Annotated in this window: 23 protein-coding genes and 1 other RNA gene; 23 read left to right on the top strand and 1 reads right to left on the bottom strand. The window is 30.8% G+C overall.

Annotation, left to right across the window (positions count from 1 at the left end; genetic code table 11):
- Positions 1–8: 8 nt before the first annotated feature.
- The 15 genes from KQI86_RS04210 (at position 9) to KQI86_RS04140 (ending at position 14,508) form a co-directional block, all read left to right on the top strand.
- A complete protein-coding gene (locus KQI86_RS04210; RefSeq protein ID WP_216437890.1) occupies positions 9–2,093 on the top strand; it encodes an HD family phosphohydrolase in 2,085 nt (694 codons plus the stop codon).
- A 16-nt stretch (positions 2,094–2,109) separates the two neighbouring features.
- Entirely contained in the window at positions 2,110–2,613 is a 504-nt protein-coding gene (ybeY, locus tag KQI86_RS04205) for an rRNA maturation RNase YbeY (RefSeq protein WP_216437889.1), read from the top strand.
- Between the two features lie 31 nt (positions 2,614–2,644).
- Positions 2,645–3,349 carry a diacylglycerol kinase gene (locus KQI86_RS04200; protein ID WP_216438333.1) on the top strand — a complete coding sequence of 235 codons (705 nt, stop codon included), beginning with the start codon at positions 2,645–2,647 and terminating at the stop codon, positions 3,347–3,349.
- A gap of 99 nt (positions 3,350–3,448) precedes the next feature.
- Positions 3,449–3,847: a cytidine deaminase gene (locus KQI86_RS04195; protein ID WP_216438332.1), complete on the top strand. Its 399-nt coding sequence runs from the start codon at positions 3,449–3,451 to the stop codon at positions 3,845–3,847.
- 9 nt (positions 3,848–3,856) lie between these two features.
- Positions 3,857–4,738: a GTPase Era gene (era, locus tag KQI86_RS04190; RefSeq protein ID WP_216437888.1), complete on the top strand. Its 882-nt coding sequence runs from the start codon at positions 3,857–3,859 to the stop codon at positions 4,736–4,738.
- 26 nt (positions 4,739–4,764) lie between these two features.
- Positions 4,765–5,520, top strand: a complete 756-nt coding sequence (gene recO, locus KQI86_RS04185) for a DNA repair protein RecO (RefSeq protein WP_216438331.1) — start codon at positions 4,765–4,767, stop codon at positions 5,518–5,520.
- Positions 5,513–6,055 (top strand): DUF4342 domain-containing protein, encoded by a 543-nt coding sequence (locus tag KQI86_RS04180; protein WP_216437887.1) that lies wholly within the window; start codon positions 5,513–5,515, stop codon positions 6,053–6,055. The genes recO and KQI86_RS04180 overlap by 8 nt, the downstream gene beginning before the upstream one ends.
- A gap of 202 nt (positions 6,056–6,257) precedes the next feature.
- Positions 6,258–6,902 carry a transcriptional regulator CcpN gene (gene ccpN, locus KQI86_RS04175; protein WP_216437886.1) on the top strand — a complete coding sequence of 215 codons (645 nt, stop codon included), beginning with the start codon at positions 6,258–6,260 and terminating at the stop codon, positions 6,900–6,902.
- Positions 6,903–6,947: 45 nt separating this feature from the next.
- Positions 6,948–9,581, top strand: a complete 2,634-nt coding sequence (ppdK, locus tag KQI86_RS04170) for a pyruvate, phosphate dikinase (RefSeq protein ID WP_216437885.1) — start codon at positions 6,948–6,950, stop codon at positions 9,579–9,581.
- A 198-nt stretch (positions 9,582–9,779) separates the two neighbouring features.
- Positions 9,780–9,944 (top strand): hypothetical protein, encoded by a 165-nt coding sequence (locus KQI86_RS04165; protein ID WP_216437884.1) that lies wholly within the window; start codon positions 9,780–9,782, stop codon positions 9,942–9,944.
- Between the two features lie 27 nt (positions 9,945–9,971).
- Entirely contained in the window at positions 9,972–10,544 is a 573-nt protein-coding gene (locus KQI86_RS04160) for a hypothetical protein (RefSeq protein WP_216437883.1), read from the top strand.
- A 26-nt stretch (positions 10,545–10,570) separates the two neighbouring features.
- A complete protein-coding gene (locus KQI86_RS04155; RefSeq protein WP_216437882.1) occupies positions 10,571–12,178 on the top strand; it encodes a flotillin family protein in 1,608 nt (535 codons plus the stop codon).
- A gap of 266 nt (positions 12,179–12,444) precedes the next feature.
- The gene (locus KQI86_RS04150) at positions 12,445–12,897 is read left to right on the top strand and encodes a DUF2975 domain-containing protein (protein WP_216437881.1); all 453 of its coding nucleotides are present in this window, start codon (positions 12,445–12,447) and stop codon (positions 12,895–12,897) included.
- A gap of 9 nt (positions 12,898–12,906) precedes the next feature.
- Entirely contained in the window at positions 12,907–13,116 is a 210-nt protein-coding gene (locus KQI86_RS04145) for a helix-turn-helix domain-containing protein (protein WP_216437880.1), read from the top strand.
- 45 nt (positions 13,117–13,161) lie between these two features.
- The gene (locus KQI86_RS04140) at positions 13,162–14,508 is read left to right on the top strand and encodes a B12-binding domain-containing radical SAM protein (RefSeq protein ID WP_216437879.1); all 1,347 of its coding nucleotides are present in this window, start codon (positions 13,162–13,164) and stop codon (positions 14,506–14,508) included.
- Between the two features lie 187 nt (positions 14,509–14,695).
- Here the strand turns inward: KQI86_RS04140 and KQI86_RS04135 are convergent, their stop codons facing one another.
- Positions 14,696–15,760 (bottom strand): CotS family spore coat protein, encoded by a 1,065-nt coding sequence (locus KQI86_RS04135; RefSeq protein ID WP_216437878.1) that lies wholly within the window; start codon positions 15,758–15,760, stop codon positions 14,696–14,698.
- Between the two features lie 148 nt (positions 15,761–15,908).
- Here KQI86_RS04135 and KQI86_RS04130 point away from each other — a divergent pair, with 148 nt between their 5' ends.
- From KQI86_RS04130 to KQI86_RS04095, 8 genes are all read left to right on the top strand, one after another.
- Positions 15,909–16,937: a deoxyguanosinetriphosphate triphosphohydrolase gene (locus tag KQI86_RS04130; RefSeq protein WP_216437877.1), complete on the top strand. Its 1,029-nt coding sequence runs from the start codon at positions 15,909–15,911 to the stop codon at positions 16,935–16,937.
- Positions 16,938–17,162: 225 nt separating this feature from the next.
- Complete coding sequence (dnaG, locus tag KQI86_RS04125) at positions 17,163–18,926, top strand: DNA primase (RefSeq protein ID WP_216437876.1); 1,764 nt, start codon at positions 17,163–17,165, stop codon at positions 18,924–18,926.
- A 22-nt stretch (positions 18,927–18,948) separates the two neighbouring features.
- On the top strand, positions 18,949–20,013 hold the full coding sequence (rpoD, locus tag KQI86_RS04120) for an RNA polymerase sigma factor RpoD (protein ID WP_216437875.1): 1,065 nt from the start codon (positions 18,949–18,951) through the stop codon (positions 20,011–20,013).
- Between the two features lie 67 nt (positions 20,014–20,080).
- Complete coding sequence (locus tag KQI86_RS04115) at positions 20,081–20,965, top strand: PH domain-containing protein (RefSeq protein WP_216437874.1); 885 nt, start codon at positions 20,081–20,083, stop codon at positions 20,963–20,965.
- A 19-nt stretch (positions 20,966–20,984) separates the two neighbouring features.
- Positions 20,985–21,674, top strand: a complete 690-nt coding sequence (locus tag KQI86_RS04110; protein ID WP_216437873.1) for a tRNA (adenine(22)-N(1))-methyltransferase — start codon at positions 20,985–20,987, stop codon at positions 21,672–21,674.
- Positions 21,665–22,480 carry a Nif3-like dinuclear metal center hexameric protein gene (locus tag KQI86_RS04105; RefSeq protein ID WP_216438330.1) on the top strand — a complete coding sequence of 272 codons (816 nt, stop codon included), beginning with the start codon at positions 21,665–21,667 and terminating at the stop codon, positions 22,478–22,480. Before KQI86_RS04110 ends, KQI86_RS04105 begins: the two co-directional genes overlap by 10 nt.
- Before the next feature lie 80 nt (positions 22,481–22,560).
- Positions 22,561–22,909, top strand: an RNA gene (gene rnpB, locus KQI86_RS04100) — RNase P RNA component class A.
- Between the two features lie 280 nt (positions 22,910–23,189).
- Positions 23,190–24,548, top strand: coding sequence for a 5-bromo-4-chloroindolyl phosphate hydrolysis family protein (locus KQI86_RS04095; protein ID WP_216437872.1), 1,359 nt, complete (start codon positions 23,190–23,192; stop codon positions 24,546–24,548).
- Positions 24,549–24,560: the final 12 nt, after the last annotated feature.

The following is a 24,560-nucleotide window of genomic DNA, read 5'->3' as shown; positions in this document are numbered from 1 at the left end:
TTGTTACTATGAACAATACTTTAGATAAAAACTCTAAAAATGACAATACTAAAAAAAATAATACTAAAAAGATAGTTTTATTTATTTGTACATTTATTTTTCTATATTCAGTACTTATAACTTCATTAGTAACGCAAAAATATAGTTTAAAAGAAGGAGATATCGCTAAGGTTGATATAAAAGCTCCTAGAGAAATCGTTGATGATGCAGCGACTAAAGCTAAAATACAACAAGCTATTCAAGCGGTACCATTGCAATATAATAAAAATCCTGAAGTTAAAATAAATGTTATTGAAAATATAAATTATCTATTCTTAAAAATAAAGGAATTAAAGAGCTCTACTTTAGATGATAATGAAAGAATTCAACAATTAAAGGTATATCCTAAATTTAATTTAATGGATGAAGATTATACTTTGTTAATGAGTTTAAGTGAAGAAGAAAGAGATACATTAAACACTGCATTAGTTAATATAATGTCTCAGCTATATGATACTATGAATATAGCTGATAGTGGTGAGAGCAAGAATGAAGACGTAAAAAAAGCTCAAGAGTTTATACTTTCAAGAGTAAATGCTTCAAAGCTACCTAAAAAAGTGCTAAAGGATTTAGCTGCAAGTATAGGATATTCTCAAATAAAGCCAAATTTTTTCTATGATAAAGAAAAAACTGAGGAGCTACAAAATGAAGCAAAGAAAAAAGCGCCTATAGTGATAAAGAAAGATCAGACCATAGTAAAAGAAGGAGAACCTGTAACTAATGCTCAATTAGAGCTATTAGAAAAATTGGGACTTTTAAATGCAAGAGAAAACTTTCAATGGTATATATATTTAGCTTTAGGGGGGCTAATTTTATCTACGCTAGGATTACAGTGGTATTATATGCGTAAATATGCCAAAGACATATATAAAGATTTGAACAAGATGATATTAATTAGCATATTGACATGTATATCTGTATTATTGGCAAGAGTGCTGAGTGTAGTTCCATTTTTAATACCATTGGCTTGTGTACCTATGTTATTTTCATTGCTAATTGATAGTAAGTTATCATTGATAATAAATGGGCTAAACTGTGTGCTAATTAGTTGTGCTGTACAATTTAATGTAGAGATTACCATTTTAGCAATAATAAATGCTATAGCTGGTTCTATTATTTTAAGAAGAATGCAGCAAAGAAATGATATTATATACTCTGCTATTATTTTGGGGGTTATTAATGTAACCTTTGCATTTTCTACAGGATTTTTATTAAGTAATAATACTGTAGATGTGGTAAAGAAGGCTTCTTATACCGCTGTAGGAACATTTATATCAGGAGTACTTACAACAGGTTTTTTACCTTTCTTTGAGAGTATTTTTGATATTGTAACCACAATAAAGTTATTAGAGCTATCAAACCCTAATACACCGCTTTTAAAAAGACTTCTTATGGAAGCGCCGGGAACCTATCACCATAGCGTATTAGTAGGCAATCTAGCAGAGCTTGCCGCAGAGGAGGTAGGGGGGAATCCGGTTTTAGCAAGGGTGGCTTCTTATTACCATGATGTAGGTAAAATAAAAAGACCTTATTTCTTTAAAGAAAATCAATTGGGCGGAGATAATCCTCATAATAAAATAAATCCTAATTTAAGTGCATTGATAATAACCTCTCATATAAAGGATGGAGTAGAATTAGCAGAAGAATATAAAATACCTAAGGTAATAAAAGATGTAATTGAGCAGCACCATGGTACAACTTTAGTTAAATATTTTTATATAACTATGAAAAATTCTAGTGAAAACCCTGAAGAAATTAAAGAAGATAATTTTAGATATCCAGGACCGAAGCCGGAAACTAAGGAAGCTGCAATTATAATGCTTGCAGATAGTGTTGAAGCAGCAGTAAGATCAATTAATGATGCTACCAAAGGTAAGATTGAGGAAATGGTTAATAAAATCATAAAGGATAAATTAAATGAGGGACAATTAGACAATTGTGAACTGACACTAAAGGACATTGATAAAATAAGAGAGTCATTTATAAAAGTATTTATGGGAATATATCATCAAAGGATAGAATACCCTACTGATAAATGGCACACTAAAGGATGAGGAAAGGATAAAAACAATGATTTACATTGATGATAGGCAAAATAAGATAAAAGTAAAAGAAGATTTAGAAAAACTAATAGAAAAATTGGTGGATTATTCTCTGAAAGAAGAAGGGTTATCTATCGATTATGAGGTTAGTATCTTATTTGTAGATAATGAAAGTATAAGAGGAATAAATAGAGAAGAAAGAGGAATAGATAGGGAAACGGATGTACTATCTTTTCCTATGCTTCATTATCCTCAGGGAGAAGTTTTTAAAGATGCCTATTTAAATTATGAATTTAAACCTGAGGATTTATATGAAGATAAGTTAATTTTAGGTGATATAGTTTTATCCCTAGAAAAAGCTGAAGAACAAGGGCTTGAATTTAATCATTCCTTTGAAAGAGAAGTGTGTTACTTAATAATACATTCAATACTACATTTATTAGGTTATGACCACATGGAAGAGGAAGAAAAAGCTCTTATGAGAAAAAGAGAGGAAGAAATATTAGATAAATTTAATATAGTTAGAGAGTAAATAAACCTTTAAAGCAGGTGTTACTATGAATATGAAAATGCGAAAAATGTTTGACAGCTTTAACTACGCAATAGAAGGATTATTGCATGCTGTAAGGACTCAAAGGAATATGAGGATACATTTACTTGTAACCCTTTTAGTGTTTACGGCTTGCTTTTTTTATGATGTGAGTAAAATTGAATTATTGATTTTATGCATAACTATTACAATGGTCATTACCACAGAACTTATAAATACGGCCATAGAGTTTGCTATTGATACAACTACGAATTATTATCATCCTTTGGCTAAAATAGCAAAGAATGTGTCTGCTGGTGCGGTGTTAGTTGCAGCTATAAATGCTGTTGTTGTAGGATACATAATATTTTGGAACAAACTTGAATATATAAATTTTATAGTAATCAATAAAATAAAAAATTCCAATCCATATATGATATTCATAATACTATTTATTGTATGTATTATAACTTTAGGTGTTAAGGCTATATATGGAGAAGGTACTCCATTAAGAGGAGGAATGCCTAGTGGTCATAGTACAATAGCCTTTTCCATAGCTACCACAATCGCCCTACTCACTGAAGAGACTGTGGCTATCATTTTAAGTTATCTTTTAGCTACCATTGTGGCTCAAAGCAGGGTAGATTCTAAAATACACTCAATAATAGAGGTTATAGCAGGAGCTGCTTTTGGAACTTTACTTACTATATTATTATTTAAAGTTTTGGGTAAAATATAATATATTGAAATGAATAAAAATAATGCTATAATCTATTTACAAGAGTAAAATTTGGCAGGGCTATATACTTAATTGAAGGGGGAATGGAAAATGGAAAATATAAATTTTGAGTTATTAATACAAGAAGCTTTTAAAGGAAGAGAAAAAGCTTATGTTCCGTATTCTAATTTCAAAGTTGGTGCTGCGATATTAACAGATAGTGGTAAGATATATAATGGATGCAATATAGAAAATGCTTCCTATGGTGCAACTAACTGTGCAGAAAGGACTGCAATTTTTAAAGCTGTATCTGAAGGAGAAAAAGAAATAAAAGCTATAGCAGTGGTTGGAAGTCCTGAAGAATACACCTTCCCATGTGGAATATGTAGGCAGGTAATAAGTGAATTTGCCAAGGAAGATACTCCTGTTATAATAGCAAAAAATGAAAATGAATTTCTAGTAAACAGACTTGATGAAATACTACCAGGAGCTTTTACAAAAAAAGATTTAATTAAATAAGGAGGAAATATGTATAAGTCAGGATTCGTAACTATAGTAGGAAGACCAAATGTAGGAAAATCAACACTTTTAAACAGAATAATGAATGAAAAATTATCAATAGTATCAAATAAACCTCAGACTACTAGAAACAACATACAAACAATATTAACAGGAGAGGACTATCAAATTGCATTTGTTGACACTCCAGGTATGCATAAACCAAGACATAAACTTGGAGAATATATGGTAAAAGTGGCAGAAAGTTCACTAAAGGAAGTTGACATAGTGCTTTTCTTAACTACTCCTGAAATGGAAGCGGGAAAGGGAGATTTGTATATTGTTGAAGAACTCAAAAAGACCAAAACTCCAGTTTTCTTAGTGGTAAATAAAGTAGATGAAAATCCCCCAGAAAGAGTAGCGGAAACCTTAAAAAATTACTCGGATATCATGGATTTTACAGAAATAATACCAATTTCAGCCATGAATGGTAAAAATGTAGATAAGTTAATAGAACTTATGAAAAATTATCTTCCAGAAGGACCTCAATATTATCCAGAAGATATGATAACTGACCAACAGGAAAGATTTATAGTTGGTGAAATAATAAGAGAAAAAGCATTGAGACTATTAAATGAAGAAGTTCCCCATGGAATAGCGGTGGAAATAATGACTATGAAAAAGGACGAAAAAGGTACATATGAAATAGAGGCCTATATGTTGTGTGAAAAAGATTCACATAAAGGAATAATAATCGGCAAAAATGGAACTATGCTTAAAAAAATATCTCAATATGCTAGGCAGGATATGGAGAAGTTCTTAGACGCTAAGGTATATTTAAAAGTATGGGTTAAAGTGAAAAAGGACTGGAGAGATAGTAAATTCATGCTTAAAGAGCTAGGATATAAGTAGAAAGAAAAAAGTTAGGAGATGATTTTCTGTCTACCTTTAATACAAGAGCTATAGTAATAAAAACTCAAGATTATAAAGAAACGGATAAAATAGTTTGGATGTACAGTGAGAAGTTGGGGAAAATTTCTACTATAGCCAAGGGTGCTAAAAAAAATAGAAGTAAACTTTTTTCAACTACTCTATCATTTTGCTTTGGCAATTATCTATTGTATAGGGGTAAAGCCATGTATACTTTAAATGAAGGGGAAATGATAGAATCCTTCCAAGGGCTGCTTATGGATTTAGAGACAATAACCTATGCTTCATACTTTTGTGAGTTAATTGATATTGCTATTCAAGAGGAAGAAAGTAATAGAGAGTTATTTAAAGATTTAGTAACTGCTTTTTATTTTATGAAAAATAAAGTTGGAGACTTAGATACTTTAGCTAGGATTTTCGAAATTAAAATATTAAAGGCCACTGGATATGAGTTGAACCTTCAAAGTTGTACTAGATGTAAAAGCAAAATATCTTCATCAAATTATATAGACTTACAATATCTAGGTGGAATTTGTGAGGATTGTGCAAAGGAAAATGGTATAAAAATAAATAATGGTGTATTTAATATATTGAAATATTTAAGCCAAATTCCTTTGGAAAAAAGTTATAGAATAGTTATTCCAGATAATTTAAAAGAGGAAATTTATAAAGTTCTAAATCTTATAATATGTCAAAATTATTTTAGAAAGCCTAAGAGCTTAGAGACTCTTAATTTTTTTAAAGGGAGTGAAATAAATGAGTGAAATTACTATTGAAAAAATTGATATTATCAGAGAGAGAACAAAAGTGAGTTATGCTGATGCAAAAGAAGCTTTAGAAATCTGCAATGGGAACGTTGTAGATGCTTTAATCTACGTAGAGGAAAATAGAAAGAAAAAAAGAGAAGAGATGTATATAAGTAAAGATGAATTCACTACGTGGATAAAGGAACTAGTAAACAAAGGAAATGTCAATAGGATAAAGATTAAAAAGGGAGATAAGGTGATAGCTGATATACCAGTAAATGCTGGAGTAGCTGTTACAATAGCAGGACTTTGGGCTTCACCGTTCATGGCATTGGCATTATTTGCAGCAGCATTGACTCAGATAACTATTGAGATCACAAAAACAGATGGTACTGTTGAAGTGGTAAATAAAATAATAAAGTCTACTGTAGATGATGTAAAATCAAAGGTTCAAAATAAATTTAATAATGCGCCTGATATAGTAGATGAAAATAATATGTATACTTACTCAGTTAATTTTGAAGAAGTAGACAAAAAAGATGAAAATAAGTAATCCATAGTCAGCAGATTAAACTGCTGACTATAATATTATGATTCCATATAAAACATAAAAAAGCTAGTATCCTTAAGAAAATGAGGGATAATATGTAGCAGATTCAAAATAAATACTCATAATGAGCTTAAAGTGCTATACTATTTCCTTCTATATGATGATATAATAGGGTATATTTAAAATATAATATTTTAGAAAGAGGGTGAACAATATTAAACTATCACAGAGACAAGAAGAGATAATTAAACTAGTGAAAGATAATGAGCCTATTACTAGTGAGCAACTAGCATCGAAATTAAATTTAACCAGAGCTGCATTAAGACCAGATTTGGCTATACTTACTATGACAGGAATATTAGATGCAAAACCTAAGGTAGGATACATATACTCACAGAAACCCTCTTATAGTGCAATTAATGAATACATTAAAAATATTAAGGTTGAAGACATAATGTCAAAACCTGTGGTAGTAAGTGAATCAACTACCGTTTATGATGCCATATTAGATTTATTTTTGCATGATGCAGGAACCTTATTTGTTGAAAATAACGGATTGTTAGTTGGTGCTACATCAAGGAAAGACTTTCTTAAGTTTGCCATGGGTGGAACTGACATGCATAAGGTGCCAATTGGTATCATAATGACTAGAATGCCAAATATAATTGTAGTTCATAAGGAAGATAATGCTTATGATGCAGCATGTAAAATTATTGAGCATGAAGTAGATAGCTTGCCAGTTGTAGACAAAGTAATGGATGGCAATAAAATAGATGGATTAAAGATAATTGGAAAAGTGTCCAAAACAAATGTAACAAAATTATTTGTAAAAATGGGAAAGAATTTATAACTGTATATACTTAAATATATTCTCAAATGGAAGGAATGTTGGATTATGGAATCTATTAAATACGTTTATCTTTTTAAAGAAGGCAATGCTACAATGAGGAATTTACTAGGGGGAAAGGGTGCTAACTTAGCTGAAATGACTAATTTAGGTATCCCAGTTCCACAAGGATTTACTGTTAGTACAGAAGCTTGTGTAAAATACTATAAAGATGGTAAAGCAATTTCAGATAATATTAAAGAACAGATATATGAAGCTCTAAGTGAATTAGAGAAAATTACTGGTAAAGAATTTGGAAGTGTAGAAAATCCACTATTAGTGTCTGTAAGATCTGGTGCTAGAGTATCTATGCCTGGAATGATGGATACTATATTAAACTTAGGATTAAATGATCAAGCAGTTGTAGCTTTAGGTAAGTTAACTGATAATGAAAGATTTGCTTATGATTCTTATAGAAGGTTTATACAGATGTTTTCCGATGTAGTAATGGGAATAGATAAAAGAAAATTTGAAGATGTATTAGATGAAGTAAAAGGAGAAATAGGAGCTAAATTTGACACAGATTTAACAGCAGGGGATTTAAAAGAAGTAGTTAGAAAATATAAGATAATTTATAAAAAAGAAATGGGAGAAGATTTCCCACAAGAGCCAAAGGTGCAATTAATAGAAGCTATTGATGCTGTATTTAGATCCTGGGATAATCCAAGAGCTATAGTATATAGGAGATTAAATGATATACCAGGGGACTGGGGAACTGCTGTAAACATTCAAAGCATGGTATTTGGAAATATGGGTCAAACATCAGGAACAGGGGTTGCCTTTACTAGAAACCCAGCTACTGGAGATAAAGAAATGTTTGGGGAATATTTAATAAATGCTCAAGGGGAAGATGTAGTTGCAGGAATAAGAACCCCTCAATCCATTTTAAGACTTAAAGAAGATTTACCAGAATGCTATGAGGAATTTTTAGCTATAGCAGATAGATTAGAGAAACATTATAGAGATATGCAGGATATGGAATTTACTATAGAGCAAGGTAAATTGTATTTCCTTCAAACAAGAAGCGGTAAGAGAACAGCTCAAGCAGCATTGAAAATTGCAGTTGATCTAGTAAGTGAAGGGCTTGTTGATAAAAAGGAAGCTATGCTAAAGGTTGATCCTAAGCAATTAGATACACTACTACATCCAACTTTTGATAAAGAAGAATTAAAAAATGCTAAAGTAATAGCAAAAGGACTTCCAGCTTCTCCAGGGGCTGCTTGTGGAAAAGTATATTTCAATGCTGAAGATGCAAAAACACACAGTGAGCTAGGAGAAAAGGTTGTTTTAGTAAGAGCGGAAACTTCTCCAGAAGATATAGAAGGTATGGTAGTAGCAGAAGGAATACTTACAGTTAGAGGAGGAATGACTTCTCATGCAGCTGTTGTAGCTAGAGGTATGGGAAGATGCTGTGTTGCTGGTTGTGGAGATATAAAGGTTAATGAGAAGGCTAAAAACTTTGAAGCAAATGGTGAAATATACAATGAAGGAGATTATATTTCATTAGATGGAAGTACTGGCTTTGTTTATGGACTAGCAATAAAAACTGTTGAGCCAGAAATAAGTGGTCACTTTGGAACGTTTATGTCCTGGGCAGATGAAATAAGAAAATTAAAAGTTAGAACCAATGCAGATACTCCAAGAGATGCAGCTCAGGCGGTTAAATTTGGAGCTGAAGGAATAGGTTTATGCAGAACAGAGCATATGTTTTTTGACGAGGAAAGAATTTTTGCAGTAAGAGAGATGATAGTAGCTGAAAATGAAGATCAGAGAAGAGGAGCTTTAGAGAAGCTACTTCCAATGCAAAGAGAAGACTTTGTAAACATATATGAAGCTATGGAAGGAAGAGCAGTAACTATTAGATTGCTTGATCCACCACTACATGAATTCTTACCAACAGAAGATGAAGATATTGAAGAATTAGCTAAAGATTTAGGAATAAGTTTCCAAAACTTAAGATTTAAAATAGAATCTTTAAAAGAATTTAACCCTATGATGGGGCATAGAGGATGTAGATTAAGTATCTCTTATCCAGAAATAGCAGAAATGCAAGGAAGAGCTATAATAGAAGCTGCTATTGAAGTGAATAAGAGAAAAGGATACAATATTGTTCCAGAAATTATGATTCCTTTAGTAGGAGAAGTAAAAGAATTAGGATTTGTTAAAAATGTAGTTGTAAGCGTAGCAGAGGAAGTAATTAGAAATTCTAATGCAGAATTAGATTATAAAGTAGGTACTATGATAGAAGTACCAAGAGCAGCACTTACAGCTGATGAAATAGCAAAAGAAGCAGAATTCTTTTCTTTCGGAACAAATGACTTAACACAAATGACTTTCGGATTCTCAAGAGATGATGCTGGCAAGTTCTTAAATAATTATTATGACAAAAAGATATACGAATTTGATCCATTCCAGAAGTTAGACCAAGATGGAGTAGGAAAACTTGTTGAAATGGCAGTAAAATTAGGTAAATCAACTAAAGATGATTTGAAAATTGGAATCTGTGGTGAGCACGGTGGAGACCCTTCTTCAGTAGAGTTTTCACATGCAATAGGATTAGATTATGTTTCCTGTTCACCTTATAGAGTGCCAGTTGCAAGACTTGCTGCTGCTCAAGCTCAGGTTAAAAATCCAAGACAATAAAATAATAAGAAAATAGTATAAGTATAGGGTATTGTAACTAAATTTCATTAGTGATTTTAAGTGCAATACCTTATTTTTATTAAAAATTTATATTTTGAAGCAGAATTTTAAAAGAAAAATAGTTATTATGGAACACTTTTGAAAGGTGTAAGCAATTAATGTACACAAATAAAATTAATATAAATAAGATGTATTAACATGGAATTTAGGAGAAGCATTTTTGAGCAAAAAGAGAATACAAAAGATGCTTTTGATATGACTAACTTTACATACAATAATTGGAATGATATACTAGAATCAATATTTGAGGAACCAACTATTGAAGATGTAGGAGATGTGGAGAGAATGGGCATTAAGAAATAAAATAGGTGGTGGGGATATTTGGTGAGCATGAATTTATTAAAAATGATATTAGATATATGTTTATTCATAGGTTTCATAATCCCTTTATTAGACATCTTATTAGGCACAACTACTTCATTAATTAATTTAGATTTTGATGTTGATATAGATTTTGATGGACTTATTCCATTTAATATAATGTGTTTTTCATTTGCACTAATAGTATTTAGTTCATTTGGATTATTTTTAATGAAGTTTATGACTAACACTATAACAGTTGTATTACTACTAGGAGTATCTTTAATAGCTTCAATAATAGCATATACATCTGTATATAAGTTTATAGTACGTAAATTAAAATCAAATGATCCCATAGCATTAAAATCTAGTGATTTAATAGGTATGGTAGGTATTGTAGTATTGAGAATAACACCTCTTAGCGATGGCGTTATATCATTAACAGATAGTACAGGAGCTATTATAACTTATAGAGCAACATTAAGTCCTTATGCAGGTGTGGAAGGTGAATATGTTATAAACCAAGGACAAGAAGTAATAATATCAGATTTTGATATTGAGAAAAAAATTTGTTACGTTATATTACTGAAAGGTAAGCAATAAAAATTAAATAAATGGGGGGTATATAAATGGCAGACGTTATTTTTAGTTCATTATTTGGAACAGTTGGACTTATAGTAATTGGATTAATACTAGTCATTGCTGGAATATTGAGTACATGGAAAAAAGTGCCTTCAGACAAGGCGGCAGTAATTGTAGGCTTTGGGAAACCTAAAGTAGTAACTGGTGGTGGAACAGTTGTAATACCAGTAGTACAGAGAATGGATACAATTACTTTGGAAAATATTATGTTTCCAGTGGAGATTAGGCAAACAAAGACAGCGTTAGGGGTTACGATTAATGCTGAAGGTGTAGTAGTTATAAAAGTAAAGAATGATGAGAGCAGCATATTAGCGGCAGTACAGCAGTTTAATAGTGCCAAAGAAGCTGAAACAGTTAGTACTATAAGAACACAAGCATCTGAGGTATGTAAAGGTAAACTTCGTGAAATTGTATCATCAATGAGTGTTGAAGATATATACAATGATAGGGAAAGTTTTGCGGCTAAAGTTCAGCAAGTAGCGGGAACTGAGCTTGGGGATATGGGATTAGAGTTAAAATCATTTACTATAAATGATATTACAGATGATGAGGGGTATATAGAGGCATTAGGTAAAGAGCAAATAGCTAAGGTGAAATCAGCGGCGTCTATAGCTGAAGCTGAGGCAGACAAGGAAAGAGAAATAAGAACAGCTGAAGCGGCTAAAGAAAAGCAAATAAGAACAGCTGAAGCACGTAGAATAGGTAAGCAAGCAGAATTAGAGGCTGAAGCTCAGGTGGCAGAGGCAGAGAAAAATAAACAATTAAAAATTTTAGCATACAAGAAAGAGCAAGAGGGATTGAGAGCTGTATCTGACGCGGCTTATCAAATTCAATCTAATATAACATCAAAAGAAACAAAGGGTACTGAAATGGATGCTACGCTTCTTGAGAAGCAACGTGATAAAGAAATAGCTGAAGCTGAAGTTCAAATAGAGATTGCATCTGAACAAAGAAGAATAGAACTAGCGGAGAAAAAGGCAGAAAGAAAACAAGCAGAATTATTAGAAACAGTTGTTAAACCTGCTGAAGCAGAAAGAAAAAGAAGAGAATTAGAGGCAGAAGCTAATAAGTTTGAACAGTTAAAGAGAGCTGAGGCTGAAGCTGAGAAATTGAGATTAGAGGGAGAGGCACAAGCTAAGGTTATAGAGTCAAGAGGTTTAGCAGAGGCAGATGCTATAAGAGCTAAAGGTTTAGCTGAAGCAGAAGCTCTTGAAAAGAAAGCTGAAGCGCTTGCTAAAATGGATGAAGCAGGTAAATTACAGATGGTTATTGAAAAATTACCAGAGATTGCAAAAGCTGTTGCAGAACCATTATCAAAAATTGGAAACATTACTATTATAGGTGGTTCTGGAGAGGGGTCAGACGGTGTATCTAATGTAACGGGTTATACAGTTGGAGCACTTAAAGCAGTTACTGAAGCAGTTAAAGAAACTATAGGATTTGATTTAACTGATGTTATGAAATCAAATACAATTAAAGCTAAAACTGATAAAGAGATTAAAATTGATATTCAAGGATTACCTAAAAACACCAATGAATCTTTAGAAAAATATAATAATGCAATAAAAGATATGAAAGATGGTAGTGAAGAATAGAAATAAGAAATAAAACTTAATAGTTTCATTAATGATCATAAAAAGTATATCATTTTCCATAATAAATTATAGGCTTTTATTATAGTTAATATGGATGGGTAGAATTTAAATTTATAGAGAGCATTTCTGCATAAATCAGAAATGCTCTTTTTTATTATGAAATAGAATAATTCAACAAATATATAATGTAAATAAATAAAAATTTATTGATAAACGATAAAAAACATGCTATCATATACATAGAAATTAAAAGTGAGGTGCTTTTTATGAAAGAATATTCCACAATTTTCTTAAAGATAGCTGTTATTCTTATTGGAATTCCGGTTCTTGCTCTGTGTATATTTTGGGTGCCTGGATTTATAAATTATTTACACTTTTCTATTTTAATGGGTGTGTATGCATCAGCGATAACGTATTTCTTTGCTCTTTATCAGGCTTTAAAACTTTTAAGCTATATTGACAAGAACAAAGCTTTCTCTCAAATTTCTGTAAATGCTTTAAAGAATATAAAATACTGTGCAAACACAATCAGTATTATATATGCAGGATTAGTACCATTCTTAGTTCCTATAGCGGAAGCAGATGATGCTCCAGGTCTCGTAGCATTTCCAATCATCATTATTTTTGGGTCAATGGTGATTGCAGTCTTTGCTGCTGTTCTTCAAAAGCTTTTAAAAGAAGCCATAGATATAAAATCAGAAAATGATTTAACAGTATGAGGTGATATAATGGCTATTATAATCAATGTTGATGTGATGTTGGCTAAAAGAAAAATGAGTGTAACTGAACTTTCGGAGAAAGTTGGAATAACCATGGCAAACCTCTCTATACTAAAGAACGGAAAGGCAAAAGCTATTAGATTTTCAACTTTAGAGGCAATATGCAAAGCTTTGGACTGCCAACCAGGTGATATTTTAGAATACAGAAATGACACATAGTAGATTAGTTAAATGGTGAGTAAAGTTTATTCGGGGAGGTAATATATGAAGATTAAATTAATTCAACCTGCAATGCTACCAAGACCAATGGATACAAAGTTAAAAACAAGAATGTCTCCTTCACTAGCATTACTCACAATAGCAAATCTTACGCCGAAAGAATATGAAGTCATTATTGAAAATGAAAATGTTGAAAAGATAGATTTCGATGAACCTGTAGATTTGGTAGCAATAACTGTCACTGTAGATGTTATGAATAGAGCGGTGGAAATATCAAAAGAGTTTAGAAATCGTGGAGTAACAGTAATTGCAGGAGGTATACATATTACAGCAGATCCAGAGGGTGCTCTTAATAGTTTTGACACAATATGTGTGGGAATGGCTGAGAGAGTTTGGGCAAAAATCCTTAAGGATAAAGAAAATAATTCACTTAAGAAGATATATTATGATATGGAAGGTATTTACGGGAAAGAAATAGTATCACCTAATTATCATATTATTGATAATAAAAAGTATTTATATACTAATATAATTAGTACAAGTAGGGGATGTCCTTTTCAATGTGATTTCTGCTATAATAGCTGCAAAAATGTACTTAAAACTTATATTAATAGACCTATAGATAATGTAATTAAAGATATAAAGGCATTAAAAACAAGACATATAATGTTTATTGATGATAATTTTATTGGAAATCCTAAATGGACAAAAAAATTGTTAAAGGAAATAAAACCTCTTAAACTAAAATGGAACGCAGCGGTTACTTCCAATATAGTGGACATGCCTGAATTATTAGATGAAATGAAGGAATCTGGCTGTCAAAGTCTATTTATAGGTTTTGAAAGTATAAATAGTAAGTCAATAGATAGTGTCCATAAGGTGCAAAATAGTGTAAAGAGATATGAGAAACTTGTAGATGAAATTCATAAGAGGGGAATAATGATAAATGCAAGTTTTGTTTTCGGATTAGATGAAGATGATGTCTCTGTATTTAAGAACACATTAGAATGGATAGTCAAAAATAAGATAGAAACGGTGACCTCACATATCCTTACCCCATATCCTGGTACAAAGTTATACTTATCATTAATAGAGGAAAATAGAATTGTAGATTTTAATTTGTCAAAGTATAACACTGCCCATGTGGTATATAAACCCAAGAATATGACAGCAGAAGAATTATATAATGGCTATCTATGGATATATAAAGAAGTGTACATCTTTAAAAATATAATGAAAAGACTACCAAAATCTAAAAAACAATGGATTCCATTTCTATCATTTAATTTATTTTATAGGAAGTTTGGAAAGTTCACTGAATTATTATGCGATATAGTTTCTTTTAAAAATATAGGAAGATTTTTTAGATGGTTAGCTTATTGTATAAAGTAGGTGGTGGAATTTTTATAGAAAAATTCTTGAAGTTAATAAAAAGCTTTTGGTAATGCCAAAAGCTTTTTATTATAAGGTATTTTCTCTATGAAAACACCTATATTAATTTTAAATTCTTCTCTGTGGACTAATCTAAATTTTCACAAAGATTTAATTATAACAATGATAATAAGAAGCAAAAACTTTTTTATAATTTCACATTAAATCTTTCTTCAATATACTTACTAAAACCTATAACAAATTCTAGTTGTTTATCGTTGTTTTCTACAGATTTATTTAAAATTTTGATAAAGGATTTTTTATTGCATTTATTAATGTTTTTATAATAATCTCTAGATATCTTCCAATATTTTTGAGGGTATCCCAGGTATACTAAAAGATATTTATATTCATCTAAGGTCAATGGCTTAATACTCTCATATGCGTGAATGCAGTTTAATGCTAATTGTACATTCCAATTAGTTTTATCTCTCCTTAAAAATCTCCTCATAAAGTATCCAATATCATGAACGCAATAATCAATTTTACATTTATCAAAATCTATTACCCATATGTTGTTTTTTGGATCAAAGATTAAATTTTTATTCACATAGTCAAGGTGACATAAAGAGGTACTAAGATTAGAATTATCAATTGTAGATCCAACAGTTGAAGAAGTTTGAGCCATTACTATATTAGTATCAAAGTTTTGTAAAAATATTTTTGAAAAGTTATCTTTATAATTGAAAGCTAAATTAGAACAATTCAAAAGCTGATGAAAACGCTTTTGAATGGATCTATGAAGATCATCTCTTCCATACCTCACATAGCTCCCCTCTATAGGAGAAAAGTTTTTACCACATGAGTGCATTAAAGCTAAGTTTTTGGCAGAGACTAAAACATGTTCTTCATTGTCATAATCACATTTTTCCCCTTCAATCCATGGGGTTAATATAAATAACATATTATTAAATTCCACATATCTATTCCTATTTAAAGTAGGCAATATTTTCGGCACATTAATACCATACCTATAAAACCATTCAATGGAGGAGTAGACAAAGAGAAGATGATCTAGTGGAAAATAAACCTTCTTTAAGCAATAGCTCTCATCTTTTGAGTATACTTTATAAACAGCTCTTTGCTTATCTGTATCTTTAAATTTAATCTGAGTAACTAGAAAATTATCTAGACCATAATAAGGTAGAATGTATTTTTTTATATTTTCTTCAGCCAATATATTAATATTATATTCTCCAGCCGCAATAGGCATATGAACACTCCTTATCTTAGTTTTCTCTTTATAATCATATTAATTAATTTTTAATATTATACATATACTTATTAATATATTTGCAATGGTAATAATTAAATAGAGGACTTTTTACTTAAAATATAGAATAGGTAATATGGTGATAGTTATGGAAATAAGAAAGAAAATCGAGTATAATGAAGAATTGAGTTTAATTCCTCAAGCTGCTAAATCTACAGGTTCATTAGGGAGGAATATAAAGGAAATAGGGGATGAAATAAGAACTGTTTACATGGTGGATAGAGATAGGATAATTCATAGCAAATCTTTTAGGAGATTAAAGCACAAAACTCAAGTCTACATAAAAACTTGGGGAGACCATTATAGAACAAGATTAACCCATACCTTAGAAGTGGCGCAAATAGGTAAAACCATAGGAAAAGGCATAGGATTAAATGAGGATTTAATCGAGGCGATTGCCCTTGGCCACGATATAGGCCATGTAGCTTTTGCACATAATGGGGAAGAAGTATTAAATGAGCTGCTTCCTAATGGTTTTAAACATAATGTGAATAGTGTTAGAGTGCTAACTAAGATTGAAAGGCAAGGTAAGGGGCTTAATTTAACTCCAGAAGTTATTGACGGCATATTAAATCATAGTGGTTTTTCTAAAAACAATAAAAAGGCTTTTACTTTAGAAGGGCAAGTAGTAAAATATAGTGATAAAATTGCCTATGTAAATCATGATATAGATGACTCTATAAGAGCAGGACTTTTGAAAAAACAGGATATACCAAGCTATATATTGGATATACTAGGTAATACTCATGGTGAGAGGATAGACACTTTAGTAAAGGATTGTGTATATACTACTATAAATAATATAAAAAATGGAAAAATAGAAGTATCTTTAAGTGAAAGCATAGAAAAAGCTTTAAGAGAGCTAAGAGATTTTATGTTTGCTTATGTATATAAAGGTTCCATACTAAAAGAAGAAAGAGATAAAGCTAAGTTTGTATTAAGACAGGTATATGAATACTATTTAAAGTATCCGCAAAAGATGCCAGAATTTTACAAGACTGTAGTGGAAAAGGAAGGGCTTCATCAAGGAGTAGCAGATTATATAGCTGGAATGAGTGATGATTACTGCTTATTATTATTTAATAGTATATATGTACCTAAAATTGTAATATATTAGTTAAAATCAGAATAATTACCAAGGTGTTAAGGTAAAATAAATTTAAGTGATAAATTAGAAAATAATATGATTTTGAAGGATATTTTAGTTTTATAAAGAATATATATTTTATGATAATCTTACCAAAAAAATAATTTAGAATAAAGAAGGATTTCTAAGTTATTTGTCGAATAAAATAAAACTTGGTAGGAAATTATAAATTTGAAGGTTAGGTGAATTGTGTAATTGATATCGGAAGATGTCATTCAAAAGGTAAAAGAGTATAACAACATAGTAGATGTTATTTCAGAAACTGTTAGACTTAAGAAGTCAGGAAGATATTATACAGGATTATGTCCATTTCATAATGAGAAGACTCCATCCTTTACAGTTACTCCAGATAAACAGATATATAAATGCTTTGGTTGTGGCGAAGCTGGAAATGTAATAACTTTTGTTATGAAGACCAAAAATCTAACATATGTAGACACTATTAAAATGTTAGCAGATAGAGCCAATATAGAAATAGAAGATAGTAAATCCTCTATTACTGATAATAGTAATAAACTTTATAAGATTAATACAGAAGCAGCTAGATATTTTTATTATAATTTAAGAAAAAACAAATCAGCTATGGACTATTTAATTAAAAGAGGTTTAGGCTCGAAGACAATTAATAAGTTTGGGCTTGGTTATGCATTGAATTCATGGGACTCCCTTTTAAAGTATCTAAAAGGAAAAGGGTATACTGAATTAGATATGCTATCAGCAGGGCTAATATTAAAAAATAAAAATGATAGGTATTATGATAGGTTTAGAAATAGGATTATTTTTCCTGTGTTCGATTATAGGGGTAAGGTAATTGGTTTTGGGGGGAGAGTTATGGATAACTCAAATCCTAAATATTTGAACTCTCCAGAAACCTCAATATTCAAAAAAGGAACAAATCTTTACGGTATAAACTATGCAATTGAAAACAATGAAGAAAAAATGTTTATAATTGTCGAAGGCTATATGGATTGTATTTCACTTCATCAACATGGGGTAAAAGCAGCGGTAGCCTCTTTAGGTACGGCTTTCACTTCTAATCAGGCTAAGTTATTAAAAAGATATGCAGATAAGGTTGTTATAGCATATGATGCTGATTCAGCAGGGGAAAAGGCTACTTTAAGAGGATTGGAAATTTTAAAGGAAGAAGGGTTTGATGTAAGGGTGCTTTCTATACCAAAAGGAAAGGATCCTGACGACTTTATAAAAAATAACGGAAAAGATGAGTTTCTGAAATTAATAGAAAGATCAATGGAATTAGAGGATTATAAAATAGAAAAAGCAGCTAAAGGATTAAATTTAAAAAATCCTAATGATGTTGCAAAATATGCAGAAATTGCTTTAGATATAATAAGAGACTTACAACCAGTAGAAAAAGACATCTATATAAATAAGCTTTCACAGAAAACTGGCATACAAAATCAGGCTTTATACGACTTAATGAATAATAAATTGCAGAAAGATGGAAATAATAACAATTTAATGAATAGTAATGAATTTTTTGGAAATAAATATTATTTAGAACCAGTTTATGTAAAATGCGAACGAACTTTGATTAATATAATTGTAAGTAAGGAAGAAATGAAAGAATATATATTAGAAACATTAAAAGAAGAATATTTCATTTCACAAGGAAGAAGAGAAATTTATAAATTCGTATTAGAGAATTTGGATAAGAATGAAGATGAAATCACTGCTTTAATAGAAAGTAAATTTATGAATTACAATATTATAGAAGAATGGATAAAAATCAAAGAAATTAATATTATAGATGACGATTGCAATTATAAGTTATTGATAGACGATTATGTAAGAGAATTAAAAAGACTTAAATTAGATCAAACTAAAAAAGAAATTATGGAAAAAATAAAAAAGCTAGAATCTGAAGGAAGACTTAAAGAATCATTAGAGTTAGCGCAGCAGCTTTTTAATATACAAAAACAGTTGGATGGTATGCAGTAATAGCGTAAGGAGGCATTTATTAATGAAAGATAAGGGTGCAAAGATGCAACTAGTAAAAAAACTAATTGAAAAAGGTAAGAAAAGTGGAACTCTTACATATAAAGAGATAATGGATGAACTAGATGAAGTAGACTTAAGCCCAGACCAGATAGAGAAGGTGTACGAAGTTCTAGAATCCATGGGAATAGATGTTATAGGAGATATGCAGGATGCAGATGTTCCAGAGGAGGAATTAGATTTATCCGTACCAGAAGGTATAGCAATAGATGACCCAGTAAGAATGTATCTAAAGGAAATAGGTAAAGTTCCTCTTTTATCCTCAGATGAAGAAATAGAGTTAGCAAAAAAGATTGAAGAGGGAGATCAGGCAGCTAAGAAAAAATTAGCTGAAGCAAACTTAAGATTAGTAGTAAGTATTGCTAAAAGATATGTAGGTAGAGGAATGCTTTTCTTAGACTTAATTCAAGAAGGTAACCTAGGATTAATAAAAGCTGTAGAAAAATTCGATTATAGAAAAGGATACAAGTTTAGTACATATGCTACTTGGTGGATAAGGCAGGCTATAACAAGAGCCATAGCAGATCAGGCAAGAACTATAAGAATCCCAGTACATATGGTAGAAACTATAAATAAATTAATAAGAGTGTCAAGACAGCTGTTACAAGAACTTGGAAGAGAGCCAGTACCAGAAGAAGTAGCAAAGCATATGGATATGCCAGTTGATAAGGTAAGAGAAATAATGAAGATAGCGCAAGAACCTGTATCTTTAGAAACACCTATAGGGGAAGAAGAGGATAGCCATTTAGGAGACTTTATACCAGATGATGATGCTCCGGCTCCAGCTGAAGCAGCAGCCTTTACAATGCTAAAAGAGCAGCTTATAAATGTATTAGATACTTTAACTCCAAGGGAAGAAAAAGTCCTTAGATTAAGATTCGGTTTGGATGATGGAAGAGCTAGAACTCTTGAAGAAGTTGGAAAAGAATTCAACGTAACAAGAGAAAGAATAAGACAAATAGAAGCTAAGGCTCTAAGAAAATTAAGACATCCAAGTAGAAGTAAAAAATTAAAGGATTATTTAGATTAGAAGCACCACCCGGTGCTTTATTCCATAAATAAAATAATCATATATGAATATATGTAAAGGTGATATTATGGAAAACTTTAAACAAATTAAAGGTAAAGGACTTCCCTACATTATAGGAGAGACTCTTTTATACAACTTATTTATTGCAATACTAATACATTTAGTAGATTCTTATGAGTTATCAAACTTGCTTAAGGTTACTCTAATTATAATAAATATATATGAGTTGCATTATATACTGCTATACAATAGTTTAGCATGTATAATAGATGATGAAAAAATATGTATAAAAGGTATTTTCGGACTTAAAAAAGATATTATTAAAATAGATTCTATATTAGGATATCAAAGAACTAAAGGGGACATAAAGGGCATAAAGATATATGGATACGGCAAGTCTTATTTTGCTTTAGGAAAATCCATAATAGATGATATAGGCATAGCGAGAATGTATGTAACTTCTAATAAGGATATTATTTATATTAAGACAGAGGATATGGCTTATGCTATATCACCTGAGGATTGTGACAGATTTGAACAATGTCTTTTGAATAAAGGCATAAAGTCTACAACTTGGGATTATTCTATTAGAAAAAATACAAATTTACATAGGGATAAAAAATTTTTACTTCCCTTAATAAGTACTACTATAATAATTTTAATATTAACACTAACCCCTTTTGTTTTATATTTATTAGATAAATTACCAGCAAAAATGCCCTTAAGCTTTGATGCTAATTTTAATCCAGTAAAAATTGGTACAGGGAAACAGTTTGCATTTAAACAAATGACTTACGGTGTTTTAAATATGGCATTGTTATTTTGCATGTATTATGCATGCTATTTTTATGCTAAATATGACAGAAAGTCATCCTATAGACTTATGTATATTTCCCTATTGTCCGCATTAATATTTTTAGTAATTCAAGGTAAAATATTATTTACTTTTTAGCATGGAGTTGTTTTAAAATATGGATATAAGCATGAGATTAAAGACTATGGCCAATATGGTAGATAAATGCTGCTGTTGTGCAGATATTGGAACAGACCATGGCTATATTCCTATATACCTTATAAAAAAAGGAATATGTGATAAGGCAATAGCCTCAGATATAAATAAAGGACCCTGTAACAAGGCAAAGAAAAACATAAAAAAGGAAGAATTAGAGGATAAAATAGAGTGTAGAATAGGTGGAGGATTAACCACAATAAAGGTTGGAGAAGCCAATGTAGCTGTTATAGCAGGCATGGGTGGTAATCTAATTAGAGATATAATAGAGGAGAGCATAGAGGTATTTAAAAACTTAGATTATGTAATAGTACAACCAGTACAAAATCCTGAAGTGTTAAGAGAATATATATATTCTAAAGGTTATACTATAATTGAAGAAGAGCTATGCTTTGAAGAAGAAAAATACTATGAAATAATGAAAATTGCATATGATAATAAAATTGAAAAGGTAGATAGTATTTTTTATGAAGTTAGTTATTATCTTGTTAAAAATAATCATCCACTAATAAAAGAATTCACCTTAAATAAGATTAATAAATATAATAAAGTATTAGACTATATAAAGGAAGATACTGAAGGTGCTAAAATAAAAAAAGATGAAATTAATAAGAAAATATGCAAGTTAAAGGAGTTGATAGCATGTCTTTAAAGGTTAAGGAATTAATGGAGATAATGGAAGACTATGCTCCTTTGAAATATAAGGAAGACTTTGATAACGTTGGACTGATGGTTGGAGATCCAGAGGATGAAGTAAAGTCAATATTAGTAGCTCTTGATTGTACATTAGATGTAATAGAGGAAGCTAAAGAAAAGGAATGCAATTTTATACTCACTCACCATCCATTGTTATTTATAAAACCTAAAAATATAACTACAAGAACATTGCAAGGTAAAAAAATAATAGAGTTGATAAAGAATGATATAAATTTATATTCAAGTCATACAAACTTAGACTCAACTATAGATGGATTAAATGATTTAATTGTTAAACTATTAGGATACGATCAGTGGACAATAATGGAGGATAAGAATCCACATGGAGTAGGGGAAAATAAGATAGGACTAGGAAGAATAGTAGATTTAAATACTCCATTAACATTAGAAGAATTGTGTAATAAGGTTAAAGGAACTTTAGGCATATCCACATTGAAATATTCAGGTAAAGAAGATAGGATTATAAAAAAGCTAGCATTAATAAATGGTAGCGGAAATGATTTTCTTTATAAGGCAAAGGATATGGGAGCAGACTGTATAATCACAGGGGATACTACTTATCATTATGCAAGTGATCTAGCTGAAGAAGATGTTTGCATAATAGACATTGGACACTTTGAAAGCGAGTGGCCAACAATGAAAATAGTAGGAAATTGGCTTCAAAATAAAATTAATTTTAATGGATATACTAATAAGGTAAATATATCAGAAAAAAGTGTTTCACCATATAAGTACATATAAAGTATGTTTACAGAAATTACAAGCAATTTTTTTCGATAATTATTTGCATTTTTTTATTTAGTATGATATGATAATTTCTGCGAGTAAGTCAGACAGTCGCTGCTGTGGAAACACAGGAGAGGAAAGTCCGAGCTCCATAGGGCAGGGTGCTGGGTAACCCCCAGTCAGGGTGACCTGAAGGAAAGTGCAACAGAGATATACCGCCATAGGTTATTCTATGGTAAGGATGGAAAGGCGAGGTAAGAGCTCACCAGCGCAATGGCGACTTTGCGGCTATGTAAACCCCACTTGGAGCAAGATCGAATAGGGAAGCATAAACAGGGATTGCCCGTCCCGCTTCCGGGTAGTATCGCTTGAGCCTATTGGTAACAATAGGCCTAGATAGATGACTGTCAAATACAGAACTCGGCTTATAGATTTAGTCGCATAAATTGTGTAAAGCACTCACTGATTAGTGAGTGTTTTTTATTACATAAATTAAAATTAATATTAATATCATTAATAGTGAAACCTCTATATATGCGTCAATTCTAATAAAAGATTTTTTCGTGTGTTTTAAAGTAAAATAAATAGCTATACACAATAGAAATACCCTTTTTGTGATAGTTGATTTAGAAAATAAGATATGATATGATTTACAAAATGATGAAAATAGATTTGGTGTTATAGGAGAAAGACATGTTCTAAAGTTAATCATTGGGAGGCGAAAATGAATAAGTGGGGTAAATTAAATTTAGGTGATGAGATTAAAAATATAGTTCAAGATGCTTTGAACAATGGGGATTTTAAAAGATTAAATCGAGATATTGAGAATGTTGTTAAAGGTGCACTTGATGAGGTTAGAAGTTCAATTGATTGGAAGCGAGAGAATCATCATAATTGGAACAGTCAAACTTGGAACAGTCAAACCTGGAATAGTCAAACTTGGAATACTCAGACTGGTAAAACTAATGATTATCAGCATAGATATAAAAAAAATTCACAGACATTTGAGGAAGAAAAACCAAAACAACAAAAAGGTAACTATAATACCATGAGTAATTACAATAATTCTTACAGACAGGGTAAAGTAGCTTTAAAGCCAACTAAGCTCACAGTTCCAGTAGGACAGGTGTCAGGAACATTGTTTACTGTATTTGGAATCATAGGAAGTACTGCATTTGGAATAGGAATAATTGTATTAACACTATTAGGATATTTACTTGGAGGTAAGGAAATATTTCATACCATTGCTATAGGGCTGATACCTTTTTTTGCTGTAAGTATAATTTCATGTATGAATGGAAACAGGATTCGTAAAAGATTAAAAAGATTTCAAAGGTATATAGCACAAATGCATAACCGTGACTACTGTTTGATTAAGGACTTTTCTTCCGTAACAGGATTGAGCAATAAATCTACGGTGAAAGATTTGCGAAAAATGATTGCTATTGGTATGTTTCCAGAAGGACATATTGATGATAAAAATACCTGTTTTATGTTAAACAACGAATGCTATGAACTATATCTTAAGTTGCAGGAAAATATGAAAATGAAGGATTTAGAGGAACAGAAAAAGCAGAAGCATCAAACGACACAGCAGGATTTTACACAGGGAGAAAAAAGTAGTAAAAATCATGGGCTGAAGCCAGAAATTAAAAAAGCCATTGATGAAGGAAGACAATTCGTCATGGAAATTAAAAATGCAAATATCGCAATTCCAGGTGAGGAGATATCACGTAAATTAGATAGATTGGAAGAAGTAACAGGAAAAATCTTTGATTATGTGGAAATTCACCCAGAAAAGTTTCCTGAGATAAAGAAATTTACGGAATATTTCCTGCCAACAACATTAAAATTGGTGGATGCTTATAGGAGATTAGATTATCAGTCTGTACAAGGAGAGAATATTTCAAATGCAAAGAAAGAGATAGAGGAAACAATGGATACCATTAACCTTGCGTTTGAAAATTTATTAGATGGTCTGTTTGAGGATGTAGCAATGGATATATCAACGGATATATCTGTATTAGAAACTATGTTTGCGCAGGAAGGGTTAACAGAGAAAAATATGAGAGTTAAAAAATAAAACTATGGAGGG

It is taken from the genome of Clostridium mobile (assembly GCF_018918285.1).
GTDB lineage: Bacteria > Bacillota > Clostridia > Clostridiales > Clostridiaceae > Clostridium_AW > Clostridium_AW mobile.
The sequence above is the reverse complement of the archived record's forward strand: the minus strand, read 5'-3'. Positions and strand labels throughout refer to the sequence as shown.